Origin of the sequence: Pseudomonas sp. 86_A (assembly GCF_017491705.1) — a bacterium.
Classification (GTDB): domain Bacteria; phylum Pseudomonadota; class Gammaproteobacteria; order Pseudomonadales; family Pseudomonadaceae; genus Aquipseudomonas; species Aquipseudomonas koreensis.
Map to the genome: position 1 here is coordinate 75,053 of NZ_JAFGYS010000018.1, position 26,752 is coordinate 101,804.

22 protein-coding genes, 4 tRNA genes and 1 riboswitch are annotated in these 26,752 nt (G+C 60.3%); of the genes, 4 read left to right on the plus strand and 22 right to left on the minus strand.

The annotated features are described in order from the left end of the window. Positions 1-108: 108 nt before the first annotated feature. Positions 109-1,551: a magnesium transporter gene (mgtE, locus tag J5M57_RS24775; protein ID WP_064588773.1), complete on the minus strand. Its 1,443-nt coding sequence runs from the start codon at positions 1,549-1,551 to the stop codon at positions 109-111. Positions 1,552-1,872: 321 nt separating this feature from the next. On the opposite strand from mgtE, the gene J5M57_RS24780 reads away from it, so the two are divergent. Then, positions 1,873-2,391 (plus strand): cell envelope protein SmpA, encoded by a 519-nt coding sequence (locus tag J5M57_RS24780; protein ID WP_169842159.1) that lies wholly within the window; start codon positions 1,873-1,875, stop codon positions 2,389-2,391. 19 nt (positions 2,392-2,410) lie between these two features. Here J5M57_RS24780 and J5M57_RS24785 read toward each other — a convergent pair. From J5M57_RS24785 to ltaE, 8 genes are all read right to left on the minus strand, one after another. Further along, positions 2,411-2,487: transfer RNA gene (locus J5M57_RS24785), tRNA-Arg, on the minus strand. 72 nt (positions 2,488-2,559) lie between these two features. Next, positions 2,560-2,636: transfer RNA gene (locus J5M57_RS24790), tRNA-Arg, on the minus strand. 71 nt (positions 2,637-2,707) lie between these two features. Further along, positions 2,708-2,784: transfer RNA gene (locus J5M57_RS24795), tRNA-Arg, on the minus strand. A gap of 107 nt (positions 2,785-2,891) precedes the next feature. Then, positions 2,892-2,982, minus strand: a tRNA-Ser gene (locus J5M57_RS24800). A gap of 62 nt (positions 2,983-3,044) precedes the next feature. Further along, positions 3,045-3,233, minus strand: a complete 189-nt coding sequence (csrA, locus tag J5M57_RS24805; protein ID WP_002554426.1) for a carbon storage regulator CsrA — start codon at positions 3,231-3,233, stop codon at positions 3,045-3,047. Positions 3,234-3,420: 187 nt separating this feature from the next. Further along, positions 3,421-4,662: an aspartate kinase gene (locus J5M57_RS24810; RefSeq protein ID WP_003227260.1), complete on the minus strand. Its 1,242-nt coding sequence runs from the start codon at positions 4,660-4,662 to the stop codon at positions 3,421-3,423. A 90-nt stretch (positions 4,663-4,752) separates the two neighbouring features. Then, positions 4,753-7,371, minus strand: coding sequence for an alanine--tRNA ligase (gene alaS / locus J5M57_RS24815; RefSeq protein ID WP_064588775.1), 2,619 nt, complete (start codon positions 7,369-7,371; stop codon positions 4,753-4,755). A 146-nt stretch (positions 7,372-7,517) separates the two neighbouring features. Beyond that, positions 7,518-8,522, minus strand: coding sequence for a low-specificity L-threonine aldolase (gene ltaE, locus J5M57_RS24820; RefSeq protein ID WP_207848032.1), 1,005 nt, complete (start codon positions 8,520-8,522; stop codon positions 7,518-7,520). A 188-nt stretch (positions 8,523-8,710) separates the two neighbouring features. Further along, positions 8,711-8,882: riboswitch (FMN riboswitch) on the plus strand. Positions 8,883-8,983: 101 nt separating this feature from the next. Between ltaE and J5M57_RS24825 the strand changes: the two genes are divergently transcribed. After that, positions 8,984-9,493 carry a 6,7-dimethyl-8-ribityllumazine synthase gene (locus tag J5M57_RS24825; protein WP_083368157.1) on the plus strand — a complete coding sequence of 170 codons (510 nt, stop codon included), beginning with the start codon at positions 8,984-8,986 and terminating at the stop codon, positions 9,491-9,493. A gap of 122 nt (positions 9,494-9,615) precedes the next feature. On the opposite strand, the gene astE is transcribed toward J5M57_RS24825, so the two are convergent. From astE to J5M57_RS24860, 7 genes are all read right to left on the minus strand, one after another. Continuing rightward, positions 9,616-10,626 (minus strand): succinylglutamate desuccinylase, encoded by a 1,011-nt coding sequence (gene astE, locus J5M57_RS24830; protein ID WP_207848031.1) that lies wholly within the window; start codon positions 10,624-10,626, stop codon positions 9,616-9,618. A gap of 12 nt (positions 10,627-10,638) precedes the next feature. Further along, positions 10,639-10,929, minus strand: coding sequence for a hypothetical protein (locus tag J5M57_RS24835; protein ID WP_027612641.1), 291 nt, complete (start codon positions 10,927-10,929; stop codon positions 10,639-10,641). A 57-nt stretch (positions 10,930-10,986) separates the two neighbouring features. Then, positions 10,987-12,333 carry an N-succinylarginine dihydrolase gene (gene astB / locus J5M57_RS24840; RefSeq protein WP_169842170.1) on the minus strand — a complete coding sequence of 449 codons (1,347 nt, stop codon included), beginning with the start codon at positions 12,331-12,333 and terminating at the stop codon, positions 10,987-10,989. Positions 12,334-12,475: 142 nt separating this feature from the next. Beyond that, the gene (astD, locus tag J5M57_RS24845; RefSeq protein ID WP_207848167.1) at positions 12,476-13,945 is read right to left on the minus strand and encodes a succinylglutamate-semialdehyde dehydrogenase; all 1,470 of its coding nucleotides are present in this window, start codon (positions 13,943-13,945) and stop codon (positions 12,476-12,478) included. Further along, positions 13,942-14,967 carry an arginine N-succinyltransferase gene (gene astA / locus J5M57_RS24850; protein WP_027612638.1) on the minus strand — a complete coding sequence of 342 codons (1,026 nt, stop codon included), beginning with the start codon at positions 14,965-14,967 and terminating at the stop codon, positions 13,942-13,944. The genes astD and astA overlap by 4 nt, the downstream gene beginning before the upstream one ends. Positions 14,968-15,018: 51 nt before the next feature. Beyond that, on the minus strand, positions 15,019-16,038 hold the full coding sequence (gene aruF / locus J5M57_RS24855) for an arginine/ornithine succinyltransferase subunit alpha (RefSeq protein ID WP_007951057.1): 1,020 nt from the start codon (positions 16,036-16,038) through the stop codon (positions 15,019-15,021). Between the two features lie 205 nt (positions 16,039-16,243). Then, a complete protein-coding gene (locus J5M57_RS24860) occupies positions 16,244-17,464 on the minus strand; it encodes an aspartate aminotransferase family protein (RefSeq protein WP_207848030.1) in 1,221 nt (406 codons plus the stop codon). A gap of 308 nt (positions 17,465-17,772) precedes the next feature. Between J5M57_RS24860 and J5M57_RS24865 the strand changes: the two genes are divergently transcribed. Both J5M57_RS24865 and J5M57_RS24870 read left to right on the plus strand, forming a co-directional pair. After that, a complete protein-coding gene (locus J5M57_RS24865) occupies positions 17,773-17,913 on the plus strand; it encodes a hypothetical protein (protein ID WP_207848029.1) in 141 nt (46 codons plus the stop codon). A gap of 8 nt (positions 17,914-17,921) precedes the next feature. Next, entirely contained in the window at positions 17,922-20,744 is a 2,823-nt protein-coding gene (locus J5M57_RS24870; protein ID WP_207848028.1) for a hypothetical protein, read from the plus strand. A gap of 6 nt (positions 20,745-20,750) precedes the next feature. On the opposite strand, the gene argR is transcribed toward J5M57_RS24870, so the two are convergent. From argR to J5M57_RS24900, 6 genes are all read right to left on the minus strand, one after another. Further along, positions 20,751-21,743 carry a GlxA family transcriptional regulator gene (argR, locus tag J5M57_RS24875; RefSeq protein WP_207848027.1) on the minus strand — a complete coding sequence of 331 codons (993 nt, stop codon included), beginning with the start codon at positions 21,741-21,743 and terminating at the stop codon, positions 20,751-20,753. Positions 21,744-21,987: 244 nt separating this feature from the next. Next, complete coding sequence (locus J5M57_RS24880; RefSeq protein ID WP_003227281.1) at positions 21,988-22,752, minus strand: ATP-binding cassette domain-containing protein; 765 nt, start codon at positions 22,750-22,752, stop codon at positions 21,988-21,990. A gap of 27 nt (positions 22,753-22,779) precedes the next feature. Continuing rightward, positions 22,780-23,892 carry a M14 family metallopeptidase gene (locus J5M57_RS24885; protein WP_064588784.1) on the minus strand — a complete coding sequence of 371 codons (1,113 nt, stop codon included), beginning with the start codon at positions 23,890-23,892 and terminating at the stop codon, positions 22,780-22,782. A gap of 1 nt (position 23,893) precedes the next feature. Then, positions 23,894-24,592, minus strand: a complete 699-nt coding sequence (locus J5M57_RS24890; protein WP_064588785.1) for an ABC transporter permease — start codon at positions 24,590-24,592, stop codon at positions 23,894-23,896. Beyond that, positions 24,589-25,278 carry an ABC transporter permease gene (locus J5M57_RS24895; protein WP_003227287.1) on the minus strand — a complete coding sequence of 230 codons (690 nt, stop codon included), beginning with the start codon at positions 25,276-25,278 and terminating at the stop codon, positions 24,589-24,591. Before J5M57_RS24895 ends, J5M57_RS24890 begins: the two co-directional genes overlap by 4 nt. A 91-nt stretch (positions 25,279-25,369) precedes the next feature. After that, a complete protein-coding gene (locus J5M57_RS24900) occupies positions 25,370-26,146 on the minus strand; it encodes an ABC transporter substrate-binding protein (RefSeq protein WP_064588786.1) in 777 nt (258 codons plus the stop codon). Between the last annotated feature and the right edge of the window lie 606 nt (positions 26,147-26,752).

Sequence of the window (26,752 nt, forward strand, 5' to 3'; positions counted from 1 at the left end):
CTGCTGCGCAGTCCATCGGGGATAAATCCCCTCGCCACAGGTTACTAATCACCCATCAACAGGCACAAAAAAGCCCGCCATATTGGCGGGCCTTTTCTTTGCAGCCGGTTAGAGCAGGAAGATCGTCGCCAGCCCCAAGAAGATGAAGAAGCCGCCGCTGTCGGTCATGGCCGTAATCATCACACTGGCACCCATCGCCGGATCGCGCCCCATCTTCGCCAGCGTCATCGGAATCAGCACCCCCATCAACGCCGCGAGCAACAGGTTTAGGGTCATCGCCGCTGTCATCACCACGCCCAGCGACCAACTGCCGTAGAGCAAGTAAGCGACCACGCCGATCACCCCGCCCCAGACCAGACCGTTGATCAATCCCACCGCCAGTTCCTTGCGCATCAGGCGCGAGGTGTTGCCGGTGCTGACCTGGTCGAGCGCCATGGCGCGCACGATCATGGTGATCGTCTGGTTACCGGAGTTACCGCCGATACCCGCCACAATCGGCATCAGCGCGGCGAGCGCCACCAGCTTCTCGATCGAGCCTTCGAACAGACCGATCACCCGCGACGCGACAAATGCGGTGATCAGGTTGATCGCCAGCCATGCCCAACGGTTGCGCAGGGATTTCCAGACCGAGGCGAAGATGTCTTCCTCTTCGCGCAGACCGGCCATGTTGAGGACTTCGTTTTCGCTCTCCTCACGAATCAGGTCGACCATTTCGTCGATGGTCAGACGACCGATCAGCTTGCCGTTCTTGTCGACCACCGGGGCCGAGATCAAGTCGTAACGTTCAAACGCTTGAGCAGCGTCATAGGCGTCTTCGTCCGGGTGAAAACTCACCGGATCGCTGGCCATGACTTCAGAAACCTGTTTTTCCGGATCGTTGACCAGCAAACGCTTGATCGGCAGCACGCCCTTGAGCACGCCGTCGTAATCGACCACGAACAGCTTGTCGGTGTGGCCCGGCAGCTCTTTGAGACGACGCAGATAACGCAGAACCACTTCGAGACTGACGTCCTCACGGATGGTCACCATCTCGAAGTCCATCAGCGCACCGACCTGCTCCTCGTCATAGGACAAGGCCGAACGCACGCGCTCGCGTTGCTGCTGGTCAAGGGTCTCCATCAGCTCATGGACGACGTCTCGCGGCAGCTCGGAGGCCAGGTCAGCAAGTTCGTCGGCATCCATGTCCTTGGCGGCAGCCAGGAGCTCGTGATCGTCCATGTCGGCGATCAGCGTTTCCCGAACGGAATCGGATACTTCCAGAAGAATGTCGCCGTCGCGATCAGCCTTGACCAGTTGCCAGAGCGTCAGACGGTCGTCCAGCGGCAGGGCTTCAAGGATGTAGGCAACGTCGGCGGAGTGCAGATCATCGAGTTTGCGTTGCAGTTCGACGAGGTTCTGCCGGTGAACCAGGTTCTCGACCCGGTCGTGATGCGCGCCTTCCTGGCGATGAGTCAGGTCTTCGACGACCTTTTGGCGCTGCAGCAGCTCAACGACCTGAGCCAGGCGATCCTGCAGGCTTTCCTGTGTTTTCTTTACTTCGATTTCGGACATAGGCGAACTCCACTCCCAGCAGCGGGGCACGCCGGAAGGATCAATCAGTCAATTCATGATTGGTGAAACGGGTTACTGAATAACTACTGGGTAAGTCCATGGAGGTTTTCCATAAGCCCCGGCGGGGCTGACGGGCGCAATGATACACCGCCTGACGGTTTTAAACGTTAAAAAATCTCGGCCGAAACAAGCGCTTGCGAAACAAACCTGAGCACTGTCCTGATCCTTGCAAATGCGACGACTCATTCTGAAAAGAAAACACACCGGCGAGCAAAAATGTAGCGACTACCCTTGAGCGTAGACCGTCATGGAGGACGTCAAATGCGTTCTGGAACATCCCGTTTTGTACTCGCCACCCTGCTCTGCCTGCCGTACGCAGAGGCCGCTACCACCCTGCACCGCTGCCAGGCGCCCGACGGCCGCATCACCTTCACCAGCCTGAGCTGTGCGAATGATGAACAGCTTTCAGTGCAGCACGTTCAGCCTTACTCACCCGGATCCGTGGTGCCGATCATGCCGGAACACAACCACGAAGAAATATCCGGTATGACAATCAGAGGACGTGAACCGGGCATTGTTGGTCGCAAGGAGGACAAATGCGGGAACCTGATCGATGCCAGGCAGCGCCGTGCAGCGATCATCAATCAACGGGTGATTGCCGGCATGAGCCAGCAGGATGTCGAAAGCGCGCTCGGCAAACCGGACAAGGTCAATATCCGCGCATCGACGATAAGCTATCGGTACGACCTGAAACGAGGCCGCAGTGCTCAAGTCGATTTTGATGAGAAAGGATGCGTGAAAGGCAAAGCCAAATCGCAGACAAAGAAAAGCCCGCGATAAACGCGGGCTTTTCAGTATATGGTGCACTCGACAGGATTCGAACCTGTGACCGCTCGGTTCGTAGCCGAGTACTCTATCCAGCTGAGCTACGAGTGCATTTTGTGTTTTTAGACCAGACCACAACTGGGTGAAGCCAAGTCACCTGCATTGCTGCAACTAACTCTTAAATGGTGCACTCGACAGGATTCGAACCTGTGACCGCTCGGTTCGTAGCCGAGTACTCTATCCAGCTGAGCTACGAGTGCATTTGTGTTTTTTACCCAGACCACAACTGGTTGAAGCCGAGTCACTTGCACTGCTGCAAGCTTCTCTTAAATGGTGCACTCGACAGGATTCGAACCTGTGACCGCTCGGTTCGTAGCCGAGTACTCTATCCAGCTGAGCTACGAGTGCATTTGTTGCGCCGCATTATAGCCCGTCTAATCTCTATGCCAACCACTTTTTCTAATAAATTCAACAACTTACAGAAAAAGCCAGATTACAACGTACTAAGCAAATAATGGCGGAGAACGGGGGATTCGAACCCCCGACACCCTTTTGAGGTGTACTCCCTTAGCAGGGGAGCGCCTTCGGCCACTCGGCCAGCTCTCCGCAACACGGGGCGTATATTAACCACCTTCTTCCCCGTTTGCAAACATAAAAATCGATAAAAATTAATGGCTTGGTTCTTCGTCCTTCTCTTTCTTTATACGCAGGTAAATTTCCTCACGGTGCACGGCTACCTCTTTCGGGGCGTTGACGCCGATACGCACTTGGTTTCCTTTAACGCCGAGCACGGTCACGGTGATTTCGCCATCACCGATAATCAGGCTTTCTGCGCACCGACGAGTCAGAATCAGCATACCTTTCTCCTCACGCATTTCATTTCAGGGACAACAGTCTGCAAAAAAAAGGCACCCGACCTACAACCGGAGCGATCGTAGCCCTACATGCCTGAGTATTGACCAGCACGAGCAAAAGAACAGTTCAGGGGCTCGCGCCATTCAAAAATAAAGGGCGCGGTCAGACCGCGCCCTTCAAGTGACCGGATTACTCGCCCTGACGGGCAGGCGCGTCCAGTTCGAAAGCCGTGTGCAGGGCGCGCACGGCCAGTTCCAGATACTTCTCTTCGATCACCACGGAAACCTTGATTTCCGAAGTCGAGATCATCTGGATGTTGATGCTTTCTTTTGCCAGGGATTCGAACATGCGGCTGGCCACGCCTGCGTGGGAACGCATGCCGACGCCGACGATCGAGACCTTGGCAATCTTGGTGTCGCCCACCACTTCCCGGGCACCGATCTCGCGAGCGGTGTTTTCCAGCACGGTCTGTGCGGCCTGGTAGTCGTTGCGGTGCACGGTGAAGGTGAAGTCGGTGGTGTTATCGTGCGCGACGTTCTGCACGATCATGTCGACTTCGATGTTCGCGGCACTGATCGGGCCGAGAATCTTGAACGCCACGCCCGGGGTGTCTGGCACGCCACGGATGGTCAGCTTGGCTTCATCGCGGTTGAAAGCGATGCCGGAAATGATCGGCTGTTCCATGGTTTCCTCTTCATCAATAGTAATGAGGGTGCCCGGACCCTCCTTGAAGCTGTGCAGTACGCGCAGCGGAACGTTGTACTTGCCGGCGAATTCCACCGCGCGGATCTGCAGCACCTTGGAACCGAGGCTGGCCATTTCCAGCATCTCTTCGAAGGTGATCTTGTCCAGACGCTGAGCGACCGGCACCACACGCGGGTCAGTGGTGTAGACACCATCGACGTCGGTGTAGATCTGGCACTCATCAGCCTTCAATGCAGCCGCCAGTGCCACGCCCGTGGTGTCGGAACCGCCACGACCGAGGGTGGTGATGTTGCCGTGCTCGTCGACGCCCTGGAAACCGGCGACCACCACCACGCGACCTGCTTTCAGATCACCGCGAATCTTCTGGTCATCAATCTGCAAGATACGCGCTTTATTGTGCGCACTGTCCGTCAGGATCCGCACCTGATTACCGGTGTACGACACCGCCGGCACACCACGCTTGATCAGCGCCATGGCCAACAGGGCAATCGTCACCTGCTCACCGGTGGAAACGATCACGTCCAGTTCACGGGGAACCGGTTGCGCATCGCCACTGATTTGCTTGGCCAGATCGATCAGACGGTTGGTTTCGCCGCTCATTGCAGACAGCACAACCACCAGGTCATCGCCGGCATCGCGGAATTTCTTAACCTTGTCGGCGACCTGCTCGATTCTCTCGACAGTGCCGACCGAGGTGCCTCCAAATTTCTGTACGATCAAAGCCATTTCAAAGCCGCCTCTGCCCATGAAGGGCGCCCAATAATCACTCGAACAGCCGCCGGGCCCGCCACTAGACTGCGGACCCGACGGGCCGTCTTATAAACCCTGCTCGACGAATGGAACGGTCAGCGCCAGTGCGCCATCCAGTGCGCCGGCGTCAACACCGCCGCCCTGCGCCATGTCCGGACGACCACCACCCTTCCCGCCCACTGCCGCAGCAGCCTGTTTCATCAAATCACCGGCTTTGAGTTGGCCAGTCAGGTCCTTGGTTACGCCTGCAACCAGTACGACCTTTTCCTCATGGACACTGCCGAGCAGGATCACTGCGCGGCCGAGTTTGTTTTTCAGCTGATCGACCAGCGCCAGCAGCGCCTTGCCGTCCTGACCATCCAGACGTGCGGCCAGAACCTTCACGCCTTTGACGTCGACTGCCGAGTTCGACAGATCGTCGCCCGCGGCGCTGGCAGCCTTGGCTTGCAACTGCTCGAGCTGCTTTTCCAGCGCGCGGTTGCGCTCCAGCACGGCCGACAGCTTGTCGATCAGGTTGTCGCGGCTGCCCTTGACCAGGTTGGCCGCTTCCTTGAGTTGTTCTTCAGCGGCGTTCAAGTAGGCCAGTGCCGCAGCACCGGTGACTGCCTCGATACGACGCACGCCCGATGCCACACCGCCTTCGCTGATGATTTTCAGCAGGCCGATGTCGCCGGTACGGTTGGCGTGGATACCGCCGCACAGCTCGACGGAGAAATCGCCGCCCATGCTCAGCACGCGCACGTTGTCGCCGTACTTCTCGCCGAACAGCGCCATGGCGCCTTTCTGCTTGGCCGTTTCGATGTCGGTTTCTTCGGTTTCAACCGCGGAGTTCTTGCGGATCTCAGCGTTGACGATGTCTTCCAGCGCCTTGATTTGCTCTGGCTTGATCGCTTCGAAGTGGCTGAAGTCGAAGCGCAGACGCTGGCTATCCACCAACGAACCTTTCTGTTGCACGTGCTCGCCCAGGACCTGACGCAGCGCAGCGTGCAGCAAGTGGGTGGCCGAATGGTTCAGCGAAGTGGCGTGACGAACATCGGCATCGACGTGGGTTTCCACTGGCGCGCCGATGGTCAGGCTGCCCGAATCCAGCACACCGTGGTGCAGGAATGCGCCACCGGTCTTGGTGGTGTCGCGAACGTCGAAACGCGCGCTGCCTGCCTGGAGGAAACCGCAGTCGCCGATCTGGCCGCCGGATTCAGCGTAGAACGGCGTCTGATTCAGAACGATCACCGCCTCTTCGCCTTCATTCAAGACGTCGACCGACTGACCATCTTTATAGATAGCGACAATCTTTGCCGAACCGCTGGTGTCCTTGTAGCCGGTGAACTCGGTGGCCACGTCAACCTTGACCAGCGTGTTGTAGTCCAGACCGAACGAGCTGGCCGAACGCGCACGAACACGCTGGGCTTCCATTTCACGCTCGAAGCCGACTTCGTCGACGGTCAGGCCGCGCTCACGCGCGATGTCGGCGGTCAGGTCCATCGGGAAACCGTAGGTGTCGTAGAGCTTGAACACCACGTCGCCCGGCACCACGGTGCCTTTGAGTTCCAGCAGATCCTGCTCGAGGATCTTCAGGCCGTGCTCCAGGGTTTTGGAGAACTGCTCTTCTTCGGCCTTGAGCACGCGCTCGATGTTGCTCTGCTGCTTCTTCAGTTCCGGGAAGGCTTCGCCCATCTCGGCGACCAGCGCAGCCACGATCTTGTAGAAGAAGCTGCCGGTGGCGCCCAGTTTGTTACCGTGACGGCAGGCGCGACGAATGATCCGGCGCAGCACGTAGCCGCGACCTTCGTTGGACGGCAGCACGCCGTCGGCGATCAGGAAACCGCACGAGCGAATATGGTCGGACACCACTTTCAGCGACGACTGATCGCCGTTTTCGCAACCGATCGCTTCAGCCGAGGCCTTCAGCAGGTTCTTGAACAGGTCGATGTCGTAGTTGGAATTGACGTGCTGCATCACCGCACTGATCCGCTCCAGGCCCATGCCGGTGTCCACCGACGGCGCTGGCAACGGATGCAACACGCCATCGGCGGTGCGGTTGAACTGCATGAACACGTTGTTCCAGATCTCGATGTAACGGTCGCCGTCTTCTTCCGGCGAACCCGGTGGGCCGCCCCAGATGTGGTCGCCGTGATCGTAGAAAATCTCGGTGCATGGGCCGCACGGACCGGTATCGCCCATGGTCCAGAAGTTGTCGGAGGCGTAAGGCGCGCCTTTGTTGTCGCCGATGCGGATCATGCGCTCGACCGGCACACCGATTTGCTTGGTCCAGATGTCATACGCTTCGTCGTCGGAGGCGTAGACGGTGACCCAGAGTTTTTCCTTCGGCAGCTTCAGAACGCCGGTCAGGAAGGTCCAGGCGAAAGTAATCGCGTCGTGCTTGAAATAGTCACCGAAGCTGAAGTTACCGAGCATTTCGAAGAAGGTGTGGTGACGGGCGGTATAACCGACGTTTTCCAGGTCGCTGTTCTTGCCACCGGCACGTACGCACTTCTGGCTGCTGGTTGCGCGGGTGTACGCGCGCTTTTCCTGGCCCAGGAAGCAGTCCTTGAACTGGTTCATCCCCGCGTTGGTGAACAGCAGGGTTGGGTCGTTGCCCGGAATCAAAGAGCTGGAGGCTACACGGGTGTGGCCTTGCTCTTCGAAGAAGCGAAGGAAGGCTTCACGGATTTCTGCGCTTTTCATTAGGTTCTTCCACGGAGGCTGCGGCCAAAGGCCTGTACGAAACGTCAACAGACGAAACGACGGCAAAGGGCCGCATTATATCGGCCCTTCGCGCGGGGTACAGCGTGTTTATACGATAGTAACGGTCAATTGGACGGCTAACGCTGTCACTTGCGCGAAAACTCGACGAATGTCGCGACCACTTGCTCGATTTGCGAGCGATTGACGTCCATGTGCGTGACCATCCGCAGGCGCGCCGCGGCGCTCAACTTGATCCCGCGCTCGGCGGCAAACGCCTTGAGCGCTTCAGCCTTGTCGCCCATCTGCACGTAAACCATGTTGGTCTGCACCGGTTCGACACTGAACCCGGCCTCGCGCAAGCCTTCCGCCAGAAACTGGGCGTTGGCATGGTCATCTGCCAGGCGCTCGATGTGGTGATCCAGCGCGTACAGCCCCGCCGCCGCCAGCAACCCGGCCTGACGCATGCCGCCGCCGACCATTTTGCGCAGACGACGGGCCTTGCCGATCAGTTGCTCAGTGCCACACAGCACCGAACCGACTGGCGCGCCAAGCCCTTTGGACAGGCACACCGAGACTGAATCAAAGTGCTGGGTGATGTCGCGGGCATCCACCCCGAGCTTGACCGCCGCGTTGTACAGGCGCGCGCCGTCCAGGTGCAGGGCCAGACCGTGGTCCCGGGTGAACTGGCGTGCCCGGGCCAGGTAGTCCAGCGGCAGCACCTTGCCTTGCATGGTGTTTTCCAGCGCCAGCAGACGCGTACGGGCGAAGTGGAAATCGTCCGGCTTGATCGCCGCCGCCACCTGATCCAGGTCCAGCGAGCCATCGGCCTGCACTTCCAGCGGCTGCGGCTGAATCGAGCCGAGCACCGCTGCGCCCCCGCCCTCGTACTTGTAGGTGTGCGCCTGCTGGCCGACGATGTATTCGTCACCGCGCTCGCAATGCGCCATCAGGCCCAGCAGGTTGCTCATGGTGCCGGTGGGCACGAACAACGCCGCCGCAAAACCCAGACGCTTTGCCAGTTCCGCTTCCAGACGATTGACCGTCGGATCTTCGCCATACACGTCATCACCGGTGGCGGCGCCAGTCATGGCATCGAGCATGGCGGGAGTCGGTTGGGTGACGGTGTCGCTGCGAAGATCGATAACGCTCATGAACCTGGCCTCAAAGTCAGCAGGGGAAATCCCTTTACGAAGGTGAATTACTGCGGTCATCGCGCAGATTAATCAACCCTTGAGCGCGAAAAGGTCAGGTTACTTCTTGAGAACAAGCTCCCACAGGTTCTGTGCAGGGCCGGAAAATATGTGTTAAAAACGCTGCGCCGCCCGACAAAGGGCGGCAAACACGTTCTCAGGGCGGGGTGTAATTCCCCACCGGCGGTAATTGCGCGCAATGCGCATAGCCCGCGAGCGCTTGGCGACGGACACGGCATTTGCGGTGCACGGCGGCAAGGTCAGCAGACCCGGTGTGATTCCGGGGCCGACGGTCATAGTCCGGATGAAGAGAGAACGGGATTGACGCCAGAGGGCCGCCCGCGCGCTTGTGTGCTCGTGCGTACCCTTGAATCCCATTCGATTCATAACGCCCTGTTTTTCACACAAACAGGAGTCAGAACATGCAACCCACCGCTATCGACAGCAAAACCAAACACCCTCACGGCGAGCGCGTTGCGTTCATCCAGGCCTGCTGGCACAAGGAAATCGTCGACCAGAGCCGTAAAGGCTTCGTCGCCGAAATGCTGGCTCAGGGTTATCAGGAATCGGACATCGATTTCTTCGAAGTCGGCGGCGCCTTTGAAATGCCCCTGCACGCCAAGTTGCTGGCCAAGACCGGCCGTTATGCCGGCATCGTTGCGGCTGCTTTGGTCGTGGACGGCGGCATCTACCGTCACGAGTTCGTCGCCCAGTCAGTGGTCAGCGGCCTGATGCAGGTGCAACTGGAAACCGAAGTGCCAGTGTTCTCGGTGTCGCTGACCCCGCATCACTTCCACGCCGGTGAAGAACATCAGAAGTTCTTCTTCGAGCACTTTGTGCACAAAGGTCAGGAAGCGGCACGGACCTGCGCGGATACGCTGCGCAAGGTTCGCGCACTGCGCCGCCCCGAGCCGCACGCGGTAGCTGTCTGATCACGAAACCAAACCTGTGGGAGTGAGACTGCTCGCGATAGCGGAGTGTCAGTCGACCACGTTGGCGACTGACACATTGCGATCGCGAGCAGGCTCACTCCTACATTGGATAGGTGTCGATCTCAGGCGAGATTTTCGTCGGTGGCAGGCACGATCAGGATGCCGGCGCGCAAGCCGTTCTTGACCTTCGGATTAGGGAAAATGATCCGCGCGCCCTCTTCCTCGATGACCCAGCGGGTATTGGCCAGATCTTCGGCCAGCAGATAACCCACATCCAATTCAGAAAAGTTCTCGATGTCCGCCGGCAGGTTCAGGCGGAAGGCATCGCTGTGCTTGATGATCTCCCGCGCGACGCTGAACAGCTGCAAACCGTCCAGGCCTTCTTCGGCCAGGTCCGGCTCATTGCCTTCGATGATCTGCTTCAGACGGGTTTCCAGAAGTGAAACATCCACCCCTTCGTTCTGCCCGAACGGCCGCGCCTTGCCCAGTTCCAGCGTAAAGGCCTCAGCACCGAGCTTGTCGTAGGTGTAGGCGCTGAACACGATTGACGGCTTGTTCTGCAGCAGCACCGCTTCCATACCGGCAGCACGCAGGCGCGCCAGTTCGCGGCGCGAATGCTGGCGACCTTCCTTCCACGGATACAGGGCGAATTGCTCGATCTTCGAGCCACGAATCGCCGTGTGCAGGTCGTAGTGCAGGCGCTGACGGTCCGGCAGGCTGAAGAAGCTTGCCGCCAGGCGCTCCAGCTCACAGGCGCGTATGGCTTCAGAACCGCTGGTTTGTTCATGACGGCCGTTGAACAGCCGATTGACGTCCTGCTCGACGAAGCGCTCGCCCTTGCGAATCGCTTCCGGGTTGCCGAACAGGAACAGAATGCGTGCACGCGGCTTCAGATCGCCGCGAGCGATGTCATGCAGCAGCCGATCCAGCAATTCGATCGGCGCTGTTTCATTGCCGTGGATACCTGCCGACAGCAGCAGGTCCAGGCCATTGTCACGCGCTTCGGGTGGCCGGACTTCCAGCGCACCTTCACTCAACCAGCGCATGCGCACGCCTTCGACAGTCAGTTGAGTCTTCTCCGCCGGTTCGCGGCCGGCGAGGGTCAGTTCAAGCAGTTTGCCGAGGGCGAGCATAGAGCGGTTTCCTTAGTGGTCGTGGTTGCAATCCGGGCCGTGCACGTGGTCTTCGTCGTCGCCGACGTCAGCCGGTTCCATTTCCAGTTGCAGGCTTACCAGATTAGTCGCCAATGGGCGCAACAGCAGGTTGGCGTACTCTTCGTCACCCTCCTCGACGTCCACGCCGATCAGCAGTTGGCCGCGGCCGTCCTGCTGGATCCACAGCTCTTTGCCTTGCCACATGACCGCGACGCGGGTGCACGAGGTTTGCAGTTGCGTGCCGTCGGTGTCTTCAAGGATCAGCTGCAGGGAATCGCTCATGTTTTTACTCTCTTGGTGAGACAAGCCGCGCGTCGCGTTCAGGCGCCGCGCCGGCCATCAATTGATCTGGAATGGATAAACCGCGCCCAGTTTAAGGATTTGCGTCAGTTCATCCAGTGCCGTCCGGCATTCAAGCAGCAACTGCGGGTCCGCCAGATCGCTTTCGCTCAGGCGGTCGCGGTAGTGCTTTTCAACCCATGCGGTCAACGAACCGTACAACGGCGCGGTCATGATAACCCCTGGGTTGACCGCCGCCAGCTCGGTTTCGTTGAGCGCGACGCGCAGTCGCAGGCACGCCGGGCCACCGCCGTTCTGCATGCTCTGCTTGAGGTCGAAGACTTTCACTTCGCGGATCAGGCCGCCGGAGCTGGTCAGACTTTGCAGATAAGCCCACACGCGCTCGTTGCCACGGCACTCTTCCGGCACGATCAACAGCATCGACCCGTCAGGCCGCGACAGCAACTGGCTGTTGAACAGGTAGGAACGTACGGCGTCGTCGACGGTGACCGCCGAACGCGGTACGCAGATCGCCTGGAACTTGCCGCCGACCTTGGCCAGCTTGCCCTGCAGCTCGGCGAGCATCTGCTCGGTGTCGAGGAACGCGTCCTCGTGATAGAACAGCACCTCGCCGTTACCCACCGCGATCACGTCGTTGTGGAACACGCCCTGATCGATCACCGCCGGGTTCTGCTGAGCGTAAACCACGCCCTCGTCACGCAGACCGTGCAGACGCGCCACCGCTTGCGAAGCTTCCAGGGTCTGGCGCGCCGGGTATTTCTGCGGCGCCGGGTAACGGGTGTCGAACGCACTGCGACCGAACACGAAGAACTCGACACCGGCCTCGCCGTACTCACGGCAGAAACGCGTGTGGTTGGCCGCGCCTTCGTCGCCGAACTGCGCCACCGCCGGCAAGGCGGCGTGGTGAGCGAAGTGCTGCTGATCAGCGAACATCGCGCCGAGCACGCGGCTGGTGGTCGGGTGCTCGATGCTGCGGTGGTATTTGCAGTTGAGGTTGGCGGCGGTGAAATGCACGCGGCCGTCAGCGGTGTCGGCACTCGGGCTGACGGTGGCAGCGTTGGCTACCCACATGCTCGACGCCGAGCAACTGGCAACCAGCAACGGCATCGCTTCCTTGGCGGCGCGCTCGATCACTTGCGCGTCGGTGCCGCCGAAACCCAGACGGCGCAAAGCGGCCACGTCCGGACGTTCCTGTGGCGCCAGCACGCCTTGCTGAAAGCCCATTTCCATCAGCGCTTTCATCTTCGCCAGACCTTGCAGCGCCGCTTCCTTCGGGTTCGAAGACTGCTGGCTGTTGCTCTGGGACGCAACGTTGCCGTAGGACAGACCACCGTAGTTATGGGTCGGCCCCACTAGACCGTCAAAATTGACTTCATAGGATTTCATCAGCGAGGCTCCACGAGAATCTGTTGTTATAGGCTTCAGTAACTAACTGTTCAGTGCGACCGCGTCGCGGCCATCGCGAGCAGGCTCGCTCCCACAGGGAAATGCATTCCAATGTGGGAGCGAGCCTGCTCGCGAATGGGCATCACACCATTTTCACGCCAGGTGTCAGGGCCGCCGGCAACACCAGGCTTGGGGTTTCCAGCGATGCCACCGGGTACGCGCAATAATCCGCCGCGTAATAGGCGCTGGCGCGATGGTTGCCCGACGCGCCGACACCGCCGAACGGCGCGCTGCTCGCGGCACCCGTCAGTTGCTTGTTCCAGTTGACGATGCCCGCGCGGCTTTCCAGCCAGAACTGCTGATAACGCGCTTCGGAATCCGACAGCAGACCGGCGGCCAAGCCGTAAGCGGTGTCGTTGGCTTCAGCGATTGCCGCCGCAAAATCGGTGTAGCGGATCACTTGCAGCAACGGGCCGAACAGTTCTTCGTCCGGGCGCTCAGCCACAGCGGTCACATCGAGAATGCCCGGGGTCAGCAAGGCCGATTGCGCCTGTGACTGAGTCATTGCCAGCAGGGATACCGCGCCATTGGCCAGCAAATGTTGCTGGGCATCCATAAGCGCCTTGGCCGCGCCAAGGGAAATCACCGAGCCCATGAACGGCGCCGGCTGTTGATCGAACGCGCCGACCTCGATGGTCGAGCTGACTTCAACCAGACGCTTGAGCAGGCTGTCGCCCCACGCGCCTTGCGGCACCAGCAGGCGGCGTGCACAGGTGCAGCGCTGGCCGGCAGAGATGAACGCCGACTGAATGATCGTGTAAACCGCCGCATCCAGATCCGCGACTTGGTCGACCACCAGCGGGTTGTTGCCGCCCATTTCCAGCGCGAGGATCTTGTCCGGACGCCCGGCGAACTGCTGATGCAGGTGATTGCCAGTGCGGCTCGAACCGGTGAAAAACAGGCCGTCGATGCCCGGGTTTGCCGCCAGGGCGATACCGGTTTCGCGCGCGCCTTGCAGCAGGTTCAACACGCCCGCCGGCAGACCGGCTTCGATCCAGCACTTGACCGTCAGCTCGGCGACTTTCGGCGTCAGTTCGCTGGGTTTGAACAGCACGCTGTTACCGGCCAGCAGCGCCGGCACGATGTGCCCGTTCGGCAGGTGACCGGGGAAGTTGTAGGGGCCGAACACCGCCACCACACCGTGTGGCTTGTGGCGCAGCACGGCGGTGGCGTCGCCCAGCGGGCCGCTCTTCTCGCCGGTACGTTCGCGGTAGCTCTGCACCGAAATCGCGATCTTGTTGACCATGCTGGTGACTTCGGTCGCGGCTTCCCACAGCGGTTTGCCGGTTTCCTCACCGATGGTGCGGGCCAGTTCGTCGGCATGATTCTTCAGCGCAGCGGCAAATGCCTCAAGCACGCTGATGCGTTCTTCCAGCGTGCGACGTGCCCAACCCGGGAACGCCTGACGCGCTGCCTGCACGGCGGACTCGACCTGAGCGGCAGTAGCGCCCTCCCCTGACCACAGCACTTGCTGGGTCACCGGGTTCAGCGACTGGAAGGCTTCGCCCTGACCGGCCAGCCATTCACCTGCGATGTATAGCGAATTCATTATTTCGACTCCCGAGCAGCAGACAACGCCACGGCGCGCACTTGATCGCCCGCGTTGAGTTGAAGACGTTTGGCGGTCAGTGGATCGACTACCAGCGTGCCAGCGGCCAGACGGGCCGGAGCAGCAGTGATGCGGCAATCTTCGCGCTTGCGGTTATGGATGATGAACGGCGTGGCGTCGTCGCCCGGCGTACCGATCGCCAGCACCAGCGCTTCGCTGTCACGCACCGCGCGGATCTTGCTGGTTTCGCATTCGATGGCGGGGCCGGCGTCGAAGATGTCGACGTAGCCCTGATAGCTGAAACCTTCGCTCTTGAGCATCGCCAGCGCCGGCTCGGTGTCCGGGTGCACCTGACCGATGACGTTGCGCGCATCCGGCGACAGGAAGCAGGTGTACAGCGGGAATTTCGGCATCAGTTCGGCGATGAACGCCTTGTTGCCAACCCCGGTCAGGTAATCGGCCTGGCTGAATTCCATCTTGAAGAAGTGCCGGCCCAGGCTTTCCCAGAACGGCGAGCGGCCGGCTTCATCGGACACACCGCGCATCTCGGCGATGATCTTGTTGCCGAACAGCTCAGGGAACTCGGCGATGAACAGCATCCGCGCCTTGGACAGCATGCGACCGTTGAGGCCGGTGCGGTAATCGGCGTGCAGGAACAGCGAGCACAGCTCGGAGTTGCCGGTCAGGTCGTTGGCGAGGAACAGCGTCGGGATCTCGCGATAGATGTTCAGCTCCTGCGAGGCGCTGACGGTCAGGCCGACGCGGAAGTTGTACCACGGCTCACGCAGACCGACCGCGCCGGCAATGGCGGAAATCCCCACCACGCGACCGTTGTCATCTTCGAGCACGAACAGGTAGTCCGCATCGCCACGGCCGGCTTCGCCGCGAAAGGTCTTCTCGGCCCAGCCGACCCGATGGGTCAGGCGTTCTTCGTTGGCCGGCAACGTGGTCAGGCCGGTGCCGGTGCTGCGGGCCAGGTCGATCAGCGCGGATAAATCGCTGCTGCGTACGGGACGAACAATCATGCTATCTCCTCAAACGGGCCGCCTTCGCCACCCGTGAAACTCGCTAAGGCGTTAAACCGCCACCAGGCGCACGCTGGCACCTTCGCCGACGCCCAAGGCTTCGGCTGCTTCCAGATCCAGGGTCACCGGTTTACCCGGCGCGTAATCCAGCTCCAGCAACACCGCGCGGTAGTCCTGCAACTGCGCGTTGGCCACCAGATACTGGCGCCCGGCGCCTTTGACCGGCTCGCCGATCTTCACCGGCACCACACGGCTCTGGGCGATCGAACGGATCCCCGAAACACGTGCATGCAGGGTCGGGCCGCCGTCGAAAATATCGATGTAGTGATCGGTCTCGAAGCCTTCGCGCATCAGGATGTCGAAGGTGATCTGCGCACGCGGGTGCACCTGGCCCATCGCTTCTTGAGCGGAATCCGGCAGCAGCGGCACGTAGATCGGGTAATGAGGCATCAGTTCTGCGAGGAACGTACGGCTCTTCAGGCCACACAGGCGCTCGGCCTCGGCGTAGTTGAGGTCGAAGAAGTTGCGGCCGATCGCGTCCCAGAACGGCGAGTCGCCATTCTCGTCGCTGTAGCCGACGATCTCGGTCACCACCGAATCAGCGAAACGCTCCGGGTGGCTGGCGACGAACAGCAGACGGCCACGGGAGTTGAGCTCGGACCATGGCGAACCCACCAGCTCGCGCTGCACGTAGAAACTGGTCAGCAAGCTGTTGCCGGTCAGGTCGTGGCACTGCGAAAGCACGTGGATCTTGTTGTGGATCTTCAGCTCGCGGGACGCGTGGACGAAGGTCTCGTTGCGGAAGCTGTAGAACGGCTCCGAATAACCGGCCGAGGCAACGATGGCCGAGCAACCGACCAGTTTGCCGGTGGCGGTGTCTTCAAGGACGAAGAAGTAGCTCTCCTCGCCATTGAAGCTCACTTCGGCGGCAAACGAGGCTTCGCTTGCGGCGATCTTGTCGCTCAGACGTTCCACGTCATCCGGCAAGGAAGTGACACCAATCGGACTGTCCGCAGCCAGACGCTGTACCTCGCCCAGATCAGCCATTTGCGCAGGGCGCATCACCAGCATGGTGTCACTCCTTTCTCTTATAAAAATTTACTGAAAAAAACACCGGATACTGTGGGAGCGAGCCTGCTCGCGAAAGCGGTCTATCTGTCAGCAAAAATGTTGACTGACACGCCCTCTTCACGAGCAGGCTCGCTCCCACAATGGAACTCGCCCGGTATCAAAAATTGGGTTCGACGCCTGAAATGCTCAGGCGTCGAAGGGTCTATCAGGCTTGCGTCAGTTTTGCGGCAGCGCGTTCGAAGCGGTCCAGACCGGCATCGATATCGGCGTCTTCCACCACCAGGCTCGGGGCGAAACGGATCACGTCCGGGCCAGCCTGCAGAATCATCAGGCCTTCTTTTTCAGCAGCGTTGAAGATGTCCTTGGCCTTGCCTTTCCAGGCTTCGCTCAGCACACAACCGATCAACAGACCGAGACCGCGCACCTGAGTGAACAGGCCGTATTTCTCGCCGATCTGCTGCAGGCGGGTCTTGAACTTGTCGTGCTTGGCGTTGACGCCGTTCAGCACCTGAGGGGTGTTGATCACGTCGATCACCGCTTCAGCTACCGCGCACGCCAGCGGGTTGCCGCCGTAAGTGGTGCCGTGGGTGCCGACGACCAGATGCTTGGCCAGCGCTTCGGTGGTCAGCATGGCCGCGATCGGGAAACCGCCGCCCAGGCTCTTGGCGCTGGTCAGGATGTCCGGGGTCACGCCGTAATGCTGGTAGGCGAACAGGTGGCCGGTGCGGCCCATGCCGGTTTGCACTTCGTCGAACACCAGCAGCGCGTTGTGTGCGTCGCACAGTTCACGGGCACCTTGCAGGTAAGCCTGTTCGGCCGGCAGCACACCGCCCTCACCCTGGATCGGTTCCAGCACGACCGCACAGGTCTTGTCGGAAACGGCCGCTTTCAGCGCCGCCAGGTCGTTGTAAGGAACGTGGGTGATACCGGTGATTTTCGGACCGAAACCGTCGGAATACTTCGACTGGCCACCGACGTTAACGGTGAACAGGGTACGGCCGTGGAAGCTGTTGAGCGCGGCGATGATCTCGTATTTTTCGCTGCCGAAACGATCGAACGCCACACGACGGGCCAGCTTGAACGCGGCCTCGTTCGCTTCAGCGCCGGAGTTGCAGAAGAACACGCGCTCGGCGAAGGTGGCGTCGATCAGCTTGTGCGCCAGACGCAGGGCCGGTTCGTTGGTGAACACGTTGGACACGTGCCACAGCTTGTTCGCTTGCTCGGTCAGCGCACCCACCAGCGCCGGATGCGCGTGGCCCAATACGTTGACGGCAATCCCGCCGGCGAAGTCGATCAGCTCGCGGCCGCTCTGGTCCCAGACACGGGAACCGGCGCCACGCACCGGAATGAAAGCGGCAGGCGCGTAGTTGGGAACCATTACCTGGTCGAAATCGGCGCGTTCTACCGCAGCGTGCTCAACGGACATCGGAGTCTCCTGATGAGGGCCACCCGCCTGAAACTGGCGAGCGATGGGGGGATTGTAAGGACAGTTTTCAGCCCGGCCTTGTCGCCAAGCGACAACTTCTTATAGCGCAAACCCCGGATTTTCCCGGGTTTACGGCAATGCGACATATAGCGTCGCAAAGGCGCAGTTTAACTGGCGGCAAGGGTTTGCGTCAGACCTGCTGCTTTGTAACCCAAGACGATTTTTCAAGTGCGGTATATATGTACCGCACGCGGTCGACTTTCTCGGGTTCTCCTAGGGGACTTTCCCATTCGACGGCTACTTCCTGAATGAACAACGAAGCAATCGACTCCGACCCGTTCCACGACCTGAAACCCGACACGCACTACTCGCCACTGATCGATAGCATTCCGGACTGGTTACGCCAGTCCGCGCCCCACACTGGACCAGAGGCCGAGGCCTGCGCCTGAGCGACGAGTTGGGCAACACACTCTGGCAAAGCAGCGCCCCCGAACTGCCCGTTCTAGAGTTGGTGGCGACCCGACTCGAGGGTGGCGACCTGCTGAAGACGGTGTTGACGCTGTTGCCGGAAAGCGAAGCCAAGGCTTTGATGGGCGAACCGTTCGGTGCCCCGGCCCAGCGCCTGGAAGCCCGAACCCGGCGGCTGAGACAGGCGTTGTCACAATTGGCGCGAGACCAACGCCAACACCTGTTCGATCAGCGCTATCGCCGACTGGAACAGGGCGCCGATGCCCTGACGCAAAAAGTCATGGATGCCGACGCATTGCCACGCAGCGTTGCCCAGGTTTTGCTCGACGGTGCGACCGACACCGAGCGCCAGCAACTCAAGCGCGGCACGCTGTCACCGCGCCTGACCGAGCAGGCCTCGGAGGCAGGATTACAGGTGCGCCTGACGCGTGCCTACGAAGGCCTTGAACTGCAATCGAGCGCCGACAACGCCGACACGCAAATACTTGCACTGCACACGCTGGAGCATTTGCCCGGCTGGTCTGGGCAACTGCGAATCGAAGTACGCCACTATTCCCCCGACGGTGCACTGCTCGACAGCATCGGTGCCGCCGATGCACCGACGCATAAAACCCTGGTGCTGCGCGCCGAGGGCGACCATCAGGCCTTTGACGATGCCGGGGCCGAGCTCAGCGGTGGCGAATCGTTTTACAACTGTCTGCTTCGGGCCATGCCTGACAGCGAGCGCTCAGCCTTGAATCTGCACATCGGCGAAGGCGAGAAGCTCAGGCTGTCGATCAGGGATAACGCGCTGGGCCGCGATGCCCTGCGTCCGCTTCTGGCAAACAAGCCAACCTACAAACCCGCCTACGACCCCACTGTCATGCGCCTGCTTGGCGGCACCGACGGCTACAATTTCATGCCGCAAAACACGCCGACCCTGACGCAGCGAGCCGGCGCGCTGTTTCCTCAGTTATCGCCCGGCCAGCTCGAATCGTTCGTCGATCGATTGCAACGTCACCCCTCCGGCCCCCGGGCAGAACTCACCCGGATGATGAATCAACACACGCAACTGCACAGCACCCTGAGCGCCTGGAGCGACGCGGTCCCGCAACAATTCCCGGTCACCGGGGTCGCGCTCACGCATGAGCAAATCGTCGTCCAGCGCTCCATCCGCCAGCGCCTCATGCACGACCTGATCAACCTCTGGCGCCTGCAGGAAACCATTCCGGACGCCGAGGAGTATTTCGTTGACTTCCGTTTTATTCAGCCGGTCATTGGCGAGTTGCCCGTGCTCGACAGCGAATTTACCTGCGTCAGACAGCTCACCCTCGAAGGGCATCCGGCAACGCGCGGCGTCCATGAGTTTCTGCGCAGTTTTACCGGCTTGCAGCGCATGGCTTTACGCAATTTCAACCTGGGGCGTCTGCCGGAAGACCTTGTGCAGTCCTCACAGATCCAGGAACTGATCCTCAGCGACTGCGCCATCACCCTCACCCAGGAAAGCCACGCCGTGCTGGCGAACCTGACACGACTGACCACCCTGGATCTGTTCAAGAACCCGCTGGGCCTGGCGCCAAACGTCGAACACATGCCGGACCTGAATTACATCGATGTGTCGGAAACCGGACTCTCCAGCCTTCCTGCCGGACTGCTGACCCGGCCGCATCTGCGTACCGCCCTGCTCAATGACAACGCCATCGAACACCTGCCCGCCGAACTCTTCGAACTGCCTTCAAAGGTTCAGGAAGGGATCGACGCCGGCGGCAATCCGCTCGCCGCCGGCGACATGGAGCGCATCAAACAACACTTTTCCAGCACACAAGTCGATTTCGGTGTGTCGGCCGCCGGTACCGACATTCAGCGAGTACAGGCGCTGTACCCGCTGATGGATCAAGAAGAGGCCAGTCATTTTGTCTATCTGTTGCCGGGCAATCTGGCCGAAGGACGTCAGGAGCTGACACGCCTGGAAGCTGAACTCGCCACCCTTGAAAGCGACCTCGCAGCCTGGACGGCCGACGTCCCGGCGCTTTACCCGCGCAGCCAGCAACCGTTCACCGCCCAAGAGCTGCAAATTGAACATTTGAGTCGGGATGAATGCAGGCAGCAGTTATTGCGCTGCTGGCGCCGGGAGGTCGAGTCGGATGACTTCAGTGACTTGATGCACCCAGGCTTCCAATTGACCCTCGACACACAGGTGACCGGCCCACTGCCCCGGGTGAAAGCCGACTTCAGCCATGTATCGCTGATGTTCCTGGAAAGCAGCCACGGCCTTACCGGTGGCGTGTCGGGCTTTCTGGAAAGTTTCCCGAATCTGAAGGCTCTGACCCTGCGTCAGTTCGACCTGGACCACTTGCCGCCGGCCATTTTCACCATGGGCAAATTACGCTCACTGAACCTGGCCGATTGCTCGATCAGTCTGTCGCATAACACTGCGCTGGAACTGGCACAAATGAGTCAGCTGGAATTCATCGATCTGAGCAACAACCCCCTGGCTCGTACCCCCGATGTCAGCCAGATGCCGCAGCTGTCCAGCCTGTTGCTCGGCAACACCGGCATCAGCGAGCTGCCCTCCGGATTACGCCAGCTCGAGCACTTGCAGATGGCGGATTTGAGCAACAACGAAATCGTCGACGTGCCCCACGACATTCTGGAGTGGCCACGGGAGTTCAGCGAAAACATCGACCTGCAAGGCAACCCTTTTTCGCAAGCGAGCCTGCAACTGCTGATCAGCTACTTCAGGCTGACCAGCGTTGATTTTGGTATCGATGCCGTGATCGAGAACGCGGAACTGGAAGTGTCGTCCTCGGGAGAATCAGGCCCGGACGAGTGACCCGACTCAGCCGCGCTCGGGGGGCACCGACGACAGCTCGAACGGACTGCTGCTGCGCCGCTGATTGCGATCTTCCCGCGGCGTGGCGCCGAAGAAGTTGCGGTAGGCGCTGGAGAAATGCGGCCCCGAAGAGAAACCACAGGACAGGCCGATCTGGATGATCGACTTGCTGGTTTGCATCAACATCTGCCGGGCCTTGTTCAGGCGCAGTTCCAGGTAATACTGGCTCGGCACGCGGTTGAGGTATTGCTTGAAGATCCGCTCCAGTTGCCGACGGGACACGCACACGTGCTGGGCGATTTCGTCGGTGGTCAGCGGCTCTTCGATGTTGGCTTCCATCAGCAGCACCGCCTGGGTGAGTTTCGGATGGCTGGAGCCGATACGGTTCTGCAGTGGAATGCGCTGACGCTCGCCGCCCTCGCGGATGCGCTCGACCACCAGCTCTTCGGACACCGCACCGGCCAGTTCCGCACCGTGATCACGAGCCAGCACCGCCAACAGCAGGTCGAGTACCGACATGCCGCCACAGGCGGTCAAGCGATCGCGGTCCCAGTCGAACAGGTGACTGGTGGCGATGACTTTCGGGAAGCGCTCGGCGAAGTCGTCCTGCCAACGCCAGTGCACCGCCGCACGGTAACCATCGAGCAAACCGAGTTGCGCCAACGGATAGACACCGGCCGACAGACCGCCGATTACGCAACCGGCACGCACCAGCTGCTTGAGCGCGCTGCTGAGCGCCGGGGCCAGGGTGGTCGGCGGCTCGTCAGCGAGCAGGAACAGTTTCTGGAAATTCTCCAGCTTGCCGGTCCAGGCCTCGCCCGGCAGTTGCCAGGCACCGTCGGCTGCGGCGTCTGTCACGGCTTCGGCCTGCAGGAACGACAGCTCGTAAACCACCTCCGGGTGCACCCGCTGAGCAACACGCAAGGCCTCCTCCGCCAGCGCCAGCGTCAGAGCTTTAGTGCTGGGCCAAATCAGGAAACCAATTCGATGGGCAGTCATGGGCGGGCAATCCGAAACGAAGAACGGTGATGAAGGCATGGGCCAATGCTAGCCCGTAAATGAACGCAAATCTCGAAACTGCACAGATCAAATGTAGGAGTGAGCCTGCTCGCGATGGCGGTGAAACAGTCAACATTATTGCTGTCTGAACCACCGCTTTCGCGAGCAGGCTCACTCCTACAAGGGATTTTGGTCAGTCCCTAGGTCGCGAAGCATGACCTAATTTGGTGCATAACGGCAGCGATTACTTGAGGCTACCCGACAGGAACTGCTGCAAACGCTCCGATTGCGGATTGACCAGCACTTCGCGCGGGTTGCCGCTTTCTTCAACCACGCCTTTGTGCAGGAACACCAACTGGTTCGACACTTCACGGGCAAAGCCCATTTCGTGCGTGACCACGACCATGGTGCGACCTTCCTGGGCCAGCGCTTGCATCACCTTCAGCACGTCGCCAACCAGTTCCGGATCGAGGGCCGAGGTCGGTTCGTCGAACAGCATCACTTCCGGTTCCATCGCCAGTGCACGGGCGATGGCCACACGCTGCTGCTCGCCACCGGACATGTGCCCCGGGAACGCGTCTTTACGATGGGCCACGCCAACCTTGTTCAGGTAGTGCTCGGCTTTCTCGCGGGCTTCGGCCTTGGACACGCCCAGTACGTGGACCGGCGCTTCCATGATGTTTTCCAGCGCGGTCATGTGCGACCACAGGTTGAAGTGCTGGAACACCATCGACAGGCGCGAACGCATACGTTGCAGCTGTTTCGGATCAGCGGCTTTCAGCGCGCCGTCCTTGTTCGCCACCAGTTTCAGCTCTTCGTTGTTGAGCAGGATCTTGCCCGCGTGCGGCTGCTCGAGCAGGTTGATGCAGCGCAGGAAAGTACTTTTGCCGGAGCCACTGGAGCCGATGATGCTGATCACATCGCCGGCTGCCGCTTTCAGGGACACGCCCTTGAGCACTTCGTGACTGCCATAGCGTTTATGCAGGTCTTGGACTTCAAGTTTGTACATGCGGTCGGTTCTCACAAAAACAGTCAGTCAGTCGTTGAGCAAGCGCCCGTGACGCAGCGCTTCGCGCCCCGCCACCTTGGCCAGCCAGAAACCGGGTTGGGCATAGCGCAGCCGTTCAATGGCAAACAGCACCCCGGAGGTACCAGCACACACCGTGCTGACCCGATCGGACACAGGATCGATCACTTCGAAAATCTCATCCCCGGCTTCGACCCACTCGCCGGGTTTACGCAAAAAGCTCACCACACCAGGATGCGGTGCCAACAGCAATTGCGTGCCTTCGAACGGCATACCTTCACAGGCTTCGTGCGCCGGTTTCGGCCACTCACCGGTGATCAGGCCCTGCTCGGCGAGGAACGCCAGAATGCCTTCGGCCCACGCCAGCGCATCCGCGCGATCAGTATTGGCCTGACCGCCCAGCTCGACGGTGGTCGCCAGGCACGCCAGCGGAATCTGCGCGTCAGGGAACTGCCGCGACAGACGCAGCCACGGCAACGAGCACGCCTCATCGAAGGAGCTGCCGCCGGAGTCTTCCGCCAGCAAGCCGACCTTCACGTTCAGGTGCGCGGCCAGCGAACGCCACTGCGGCCAGTGCTGCGGCAGCGCGTACATGTGCAGCGCGGCTTCAGCGTCGCAGTGCAAGTCCAGCACCACATCGGCGGTGCAGGCGTGGCTCAGCAAAACACGCTGCATGCCTTGCAACTGGCTGCTCGCCTCGGGCAATGCCGCCAGATGATCAGCCATGGCCTGACGGATCAGGCGAATGTTGGCGTGCGGATCATCACCGAGGCTGTCGGCCAATGCCGCCGCAACCGGCGCGCTCAACTCGACGAAATCGCGGTTGAAGTTCTTGCCGCTGCCCGCCTCGAAACGCCCCTGATGATTGCCTTGCAGCAATTGGCCGAGACCCAGCGGGTTGGCGACCGGCACCAGCTCGATCACGCCGTTGAGCAGACCTTGGGCTTCGAGCTCGCCAAGACGCTTTTTCAGCTCCCAGGCGGTGCGCATGCCCGGCAGTTCGTCAGCGTGCAGGCTGGCCTGGATGTAGGCCTTGCGCTCACCGCTGCCGAAGCGGAATACCGAGATCTTGCGCTCGCTGCCCAGGTGACTCCACGGCAATACGTGATCAATGCGTTCCATATCAGTGCTTCCGTGGCGCGAGGTAGCTCAGCCAGCGCCGCTCGGCCAGCTTGAACAGCTTCACCAGAATGAAGGTCAGGCACAGGTAGAACAGGCCGGCGGTGATGTACGCCTCGAACGGCAGGTAGTACTGCGCGTTGACGGTACGGGCCGCGCCGGTGATGTCGATCAGGGTCACGATGGACGCCAGACTGGTGGTCTGCAGCATCATGATCACTTCGTTGCTGTACTGCGGCAGCGCCCGGCGCAAGGCCGATGGCAACAGGATGCGTTTGTACAGCTTGAAGCGCGACATGCCCATGGCCTTGGCGGCTTCGATCTCACCGTTCGGCGTGGCCTTGAGGCTGCCGGCGATGATTTCGGCGGTGTAGGCGCTGGTGTTGATCGCGAAGGCCAGGCACGCACAGAACGTCGCGCTGGACAGCCACGGCCACAAGAAGCTTTCACGGACTGCTTCGAACTGCGCCAGACCGTAGTAGATCAGGAACAGTTGCACCAGCATCGGCGTACCGCGAATCACGTAGGTGTACAGCCACGCGGCGCCGTTGACGATCGGGTTCTTGGAGACGCGCATCAGGCCCAGCGGCAATGCCGCCAAAAGACCGAACAACAGCGACAGCGCGAGCAGTTTGAGGGTGGTCAGCAGGCCGCCGAGGTATAGCGGCATGGCCTCCCAAATGACGTTGTAGTCGAAGATCATAGATCAGCCGCCCTTACGCCTACCGAGTAGCGCTTCTCAAGGTGACGCAGCGCCAGCAACGAGACACTGGTGATCACCAGGTACATCGCCGCCACTGCGAGGAAGAAGGTGAAAGGCTCGCGGGTGGCATCTGCCGCCTGCTTGGCCTTGAACATCATGTCTTGCAGACCGACCACCGAAATCAGCGCGGTGGCCTTGGTCAGAACCAGCCAGTTGTTGGTGAAGCCGGGAATCGCCAGGCGAATCATCTGCGGCACCATCACCCGGAAGAACACCTGAAAACTGCTCATGCCGTAGGCCATGCCGGCTTCAGCCTGGCCTTTCGGGATGGCCATGAAGGCGCCACGGAAGGTTTCCGACAGGTACGCACCAAAGATGAAACCGAGGGTGCCGATACCGGCGGCCAGCGGATTCAGGTCAATGTAGTCGTCATAGCCGAGCATCGGGGCGACGCGGTTGAGCAGGTCCTGACCGCCGTAGAAGATCAGCAGGATCAGCACCAGGTCGGGAATCCCGCGGATCACCGTGGAATACAGATCGCCCAGCCATGCCAGCCAGCGAATCGGCGACAGGCGCAACGCGACCCCGATCAGCCCGAGAACGATGGCCAGGGCCATGGACGACAAGGCGAGCTGAAGCGTCAGCCATGCGCCATCGAGGATGACAGCCCCGTAGCCTTTCAACATGATTCAGGTCCTCGAAAGTTGGGATGAAAAAATGGCGCAAACCGCAGAGATCCTGTTGCTTGCGCCATTTCTGACTTGTCGCAGAGACGTGTTACTTGCCGTAGATATCGAAGGCGAAGTATTTGTCCTGGATGGCTTTGTATTTGCCGTTTTCGCGGATGGCCGCGATGGCGGAGTTGATCTTGTCTTTCAGCGCGTCACCCTTGCGCACAGCGATGCCGACGCCGTCGCCGAAGTATTTGACGTCGGTGAACTGCGGGCCAACAAAGGCGAAGCCTTTGCCGGAATCAGTGTTCAGGAAGCCGTCCTGCAGCAGGGTGGCGTCCGCCACGGTACCGTCGAGGCGACCGGCGGCCACGTCGAGGTAGATTTCGTTCTGCGAGCCGTATGGCTTGATCTCGGCACCCAGCGGGGCGAGGACTTCGCGAGCGAAACGCTCGTGGATCGAACCACGTTGCACGCCGATGTTCTTGCCCTTGAGCTCAGACAGGTTGTCGCTGACAACGGTGCCTTGCTTCATGACCAGACGTGCCGGGGTGTTGTAGTACTTGTTGGTGAAGTCCACAGACTTCTTGCGGTCTTCAGTGATCGACATGGACGACAGGATCGCGTCGATCTTGCGCACTTTCAGCGCCGGGATCAGACCGTCGAACTCTTGCTCGACCCACACACACTTGACCTGCATCTGCTCGCACAGGGCGTTGCCGATGTCGTAGTCGAAACCGACGATGCTGCCATCCGGCGCTTTGGAAGCGAACGGAGGGTAAGCCGCTTCGATACCGATCTTCAGAGGTTTTTCATCAGCGAAGGAATTCAGCGACAGCACGGAGGACAGTGCCAGGGCGCCAAGCAGCACAAGTTTCTTCATCTTGGGACTCCATCGGTAAAGGGCAAAAACGGCAGAGTGAGCGACAGCCCAATATGCGAATGGGTGAATCGGGAAAGCGGCGCAGCATCGGTGGGAAATTTCCCATTGAAACCATCGGGGGTTTCAACGTCAGCCACGATGAGCGAGTGATCGGCATTCTAACGACAGGCCCGAAGCCGATATTTCTTCAATGCGACAACTAATTACAGATGCACAGAGAAACCCGCTTGAGCGCATTGACAGCCTTGCAAATTCATGCAAGAGCGAAAGACAGTGAACCGATCTATGCTGCAAATTGCGGGCCTATTATTCGCAAACCCTTCTAATCCGGCAAGCGCAGCGTTGTGTCTTATTTTTCCTTGGGGGTTTTGAGGCTCTAAAACGGGGAGTTGCGTTTCCCTTCGCCCCGCTGCGGGGCGGGCGGTTACACATTTGGTTACGTGGAAGGCGCGCGGTAACAGCGGGAAATGTCTTACGCGGGAAATCGATAATTATTGGTTGGGTGGGTTTTGCTTCTCACAGCGAACTACAACGGCGCCTGACAGATCGCTATCGCGAGCAGGCTCACTCCTACAGTTGACCGCGTACCACCTGAAGAAACGCTAT

What these genes read in the sequence shown, in the direction of transcription:
- J5M57_RS24880 (WP_003227281.1), bottom strand. Translation starts at nt 22,752, where the DNA reads ATGTACAAACTTGAAGTCCAAGACCTGCATAAACGCTATGGCAGTCAC.
- alaS (WP_064588775.1), bottom strand. Translation starts at nt 7,371, where the DNA reads ATGAAAAGCGCAGAAATCCGTGAAGCCTTCCTTCGCTTCTTCGAAGAG.
- J5M57_RS24810 (WP_003227260.1), bottom strand. Translation starts at nt 4,662, where the DNA reads ATGGCTTTGATCGTACAGAAATTTGGAGGCACCTCGGTCGGCACTGTC.
- J5M57_RS24835 (WP_027612641.1), bottom strand. Translation starts at nt 10,929, where the DNA reads ATGAGCGATTCCCTGCAGCTGATCCTTGAAGACACCGACGGCACGCAA.
- astB (WP_169842170.1), bottom strand. Translation starts at nt 12,333, where the DNA reads ATGAAATCCTATGAAGTCAATTTTGACGGTCTAGTGGGGCCGACCCAT.
- astA (WP_027612638.1), bottom strand. Translation starts at nt 14,967, where the DNA reads ATGATTGTTCGTCCCGTACGCAGCAGCGATTTATCCGCGCTGATCGAC.
- J5M57_RS24890 (WP_064588785.1), bottom strand. Translation starts at nt 24,592, where the DNA reads ATGATCTTCGACTACAACGTCATTTGGGAGGCCATGCCGCTATACCTC.
- csrA (WP_002554426.1), bottom strand. Translation starts at nt 3,233, where the DNA reads ATGCTGATTCTGACTCGTCGGTGCGCAGAAAGCCTGATTATCGGTGAT.
- argR (WP_207848027.1), bottom strand. Translation starts at nt 21,743, where the DNA reads ATGACTGCCCATCGAATTGGTTTCCTGATTTGGCCCAGCACTAAAGCT.
- J5M57_RS24865 (WP_207848029.1), top strand. Translation starts at nt 17,773, where the DNA reads ATGAACAACGAAGCAATCGACTCCGACCCGTTCCACGACCTGAAACCC.
- J5M57_RS24895 (WP_003227287.1), bottom strand. Translation starts at nt 25,278, where the DNA reads ATGTTGAAAGGCTACGGGGCTGTCATCCTCGATGGCGCATGGCTGACG.
- J5M57_RS24860 (WP_207848030.1), bottom strand. Translation starts at nt 17,464, where the DNA reads ATGTCCGTTGAGCACGCTGCGGTAGAACGCGCCGATTTCGACCAGGTA.
- aruF (WP_007951057.1), bottom strand. Translation starts at nt 16,038, where the DNA reads ATGCTGGTGATGCGCCCTGCGCAAATGGCTGATCTGGGCGAGGTACAG.
- mgtE (WP_064588773.1), bottom strand. Translation starts at nt 1,551, where the DNA reads ATGTCCGAAATCGAAGTAAAGAAAACACAGGAAAGCCTGCAGGATCGC.
- J5M57_RS24780 (WP_169842159.1), top strand. Translation starts at nt 1,873, where the DNA reads ATGCGTTCTGGAACATCCCGTTTTGTACTCGCCACCCTGCTCTGCCTG.
- J5M57_RS24900 (WP_064588786.1), bottom strand. Translation starts at nt 26,146, where the DNA reads ATGAAGAAACTTGTGCTGCTTGGCGCCCTGGCACTGTCCTCCGTGCTG.
- ltaE (WP_207848032.1), bottom strand. Translation starts at nt 8,522, where the DNA reads ATGAGCGTTATCGATCTTCGCAGCGACACCGTCACCCAACCGACTCCC.
- J5M57_RS24885 (WP_064588784.1), bottom strand. Translation starts at nt 23,892, where the DNA reads ATGGAACGCATTGATCACGTATTGCCGTGGAGTCACCTGGGCAGCGAG.
- astE (WP_207848031.1), bottom strand. Translation starts at nt 10,626, where the DNA reads ATGCTCGCCCTCGGCAAACTGCTTGAACTGACCCTCGCCGGCCGCGAA.
- J5M57_RS24825 (WP_083368157.1), top strand. Translation starts at nt 8,984, where the DNA reads ATGCAACCCACCGCTATCGACAGCAAAACCAAACACCCTCACGGCGAG.